The sequence below is a fragment of the Endozoicomonas sp. SESOKO4 genome (assembly GCF_024606275.1).
On record NZ_JAHHPS010000497.1, the window covers coordinates 1 to 2,454 of the forward strand.

Below are 2,454 nucleotides of genomic sequence, written 5' to 3' on the forward strand. Positions count from 1 at the left end.
CAGGAGTAAAGGCACTCTGCATGAATTCCTCAGCACCCTTGTCGGACAGCATCTGAACAACCTTCCTGAACTCAGGCACCCTGACGCCGTGTTTATAGCCAATGAAGTGCTCAAACTCATCCACCAGCTGATAACCATCGACACCTCTGACGGCCTTCATGTAGTGTTCCAGTTCAACCTTGCTGATCAGACCTTCACGCAGCAGAGTGATGATCCTGTGACCACTGGCAGAATGAGTAGCGAAGTATTCCGAGAAGCTTTTCAGGCCCTCTGGTTCATGCTCAATGAAGTGAATGGCTGCTTCACCTATGCCGTGGATTTCATCGTCGAATTGTTGTGCCCCGGTGTTCATGTAAATTCTCGCCCGGCTCGCCAGCATCTGGACTTCTTCCAAAGGATTCAGAGACTGATCTTCTGCGAGCTCGAAGGTGAACGTCGCCTTAAGGTCTTTGAAGACTGCTACAATCCGACTGGCCTGATTAAAGGGCAGATTGTCCCCGGCCAGGGCCTGCAGGCGAATCGGCGCAAATTCATCGTCCAGGTCAAAAGTCTGAAGATTGGGTATCGATTTACCGTTTAGTTCTGCTGATTCTGACAGGCCAATTACGGCTTCCAGAGCCTGTTTTTTGAGGGGGTGCGACTGCATGTAGGCGTGCAAATCGGCCAGTATTCTTGCCTGCCCCGGCGTGTACTGGAAGGGACCACCTTCATTTTCGGCGGCTTCCTCCGCAGCATGCAGCACTTTCTTTAATTTATCTATTTCCGATTTCCTGACTTCTATTTCTCTGTTCAGAGTGTCCTGTTCCCCGGTCAGCTGCAGAATCTTGCCGCCACTACCATCATCCCCTCCCAGCTCCAGCTGTTTGTTTCTCAGGGCGTCAACCCGGTCAGTATAGTGGGCAGTAGGGTCTGGCTTGAGGCCCACGTTATCTTCAAGGTCTCTAAGAGTCGCTACATGAGCTTCCAGGTCTTCTTGTGCTTCTGATATGACTGCTCTTTTTTGTTTCAGGACTAATGCCTGCACGTCTCTTTCGTCTTCAAGTTTGGTTTTAGCTTTCGGATCACTGTCTTTGGAGTGGTCGATCGCCTGATTTATAGTATTCAGTTCCTCTTGTGCTTGCTTTTCTTCATCCTGTGCATGGGTCATTTCCATTACTCTTAAAGCGTGCTCATGAAGGAATTTCGTGACCTGAGCGTACTTTCTCCTGGTTTCAGGCAGTTCGCCCGCTGGATAATCAACTTCATCCTGACCATAAGTGTCCGCGTGGGTCACAATGGCATTAAAGTAATCCTCTTCTGTCAGCCTGTCAGGGTCACCGTCAACAGAGATTTTCAGTTCTGATGTGGTAGCTTTCAGTTGTTGAGCGATTTCATATTGTTTCTCTGAATCTTCTCCATGTAAAAGATCTCTGATGTCGTTTACTCGCTCTTCAGTGGTTTGCTTGTCAACCGGTGTCAGGCCTAAATTAGCCTGAAGTTTTTTCATTACCTGATCAGGCGTTGTCTTGTCCTCATCCGTGATTGGGTTAACGTCAGCAGGACCGGCAGATATCTGTCGTTTGCGACGAACGTTCTCCAGCTTGCGATAAGTAGCCTTCAGCTCACTTTCAGCATCTGCTACTGCTCTTCTGGCTCTGGCCACCTCACGATCAAGAGTGTATCGGGGTTTGGGGCCCAGGCGGGCTATTTGCCTGTCAAGTTCAGCATCGATAGCTTCGATACGCTCATGAGTGTCAGGCTGACCCGCTGTGTTTGCTACTGCTTCCAGCTCTGCGAGCTTTTCTAAAATACGATTGACCTGATCATCTATTGGGGCATCATCTCTATAGTCCTCAATGTTGAGTACGCGAGCAATGTGATTGTTTTTATATCTTTTGACCCCTTCTTCATCGACAGAGAGTGAGCCTACCAGAGGCTTTAACGTCTGGATTCTGTTTATAAGAGAACCCTTTTGTTCTTCCAGACTGGCGTCTTTTATTAAATCTACTTGCAGCTTTTCGGCCAGTTTAGCAACGGAATCCTTACCTCTTTCTATGGCAGCGAGGTTTTTACTCGTGGCGATGCCCAGCTCGTCCTCTGCAGTTTTGAGCATGCTTGTCTGCTGTGCCAAGACTCGTTCATCTGCGTCTTCGACAAAAAAGGTAAGAAGCTCATGAAGCTTTCCAGGTTTTGTCCCCGTTGTTTCGTAATTGGACGTGAACTTTTCTTTGCTGAGGGCATTCTCTATATCATCCAGTTTTTTTTCGGTGACATCATCGCCGTCGAGTATTGCACGAATTCTGTGAAGTCTTTCTCTGTTGTCATCACCTTCATTGACTTTGATCTCAAATATTTCTTCTGCAGTCTTCAGTACCTTCAGCGCGTCTTCCTCAGCTCTCTGCCTGAATTTTGTGATGGATGTCTGTAACGCCTCAGAAATGGCGTTGCGTCGGTAATAGACATCGTCCTCTGCAC

Annotated in this window: 1 protein-coding gene; it reads right to left on the reverse strand. The window is 48.2% G+C overall.

The features are described 5' to 3' along the window. Window positions 1-2,454: hypothetical protein (locus KDK16_RS09550; protein WP_257275794.1), on the reverse strand; the 2,454-nt coding region annotated here is incomplete at both ends.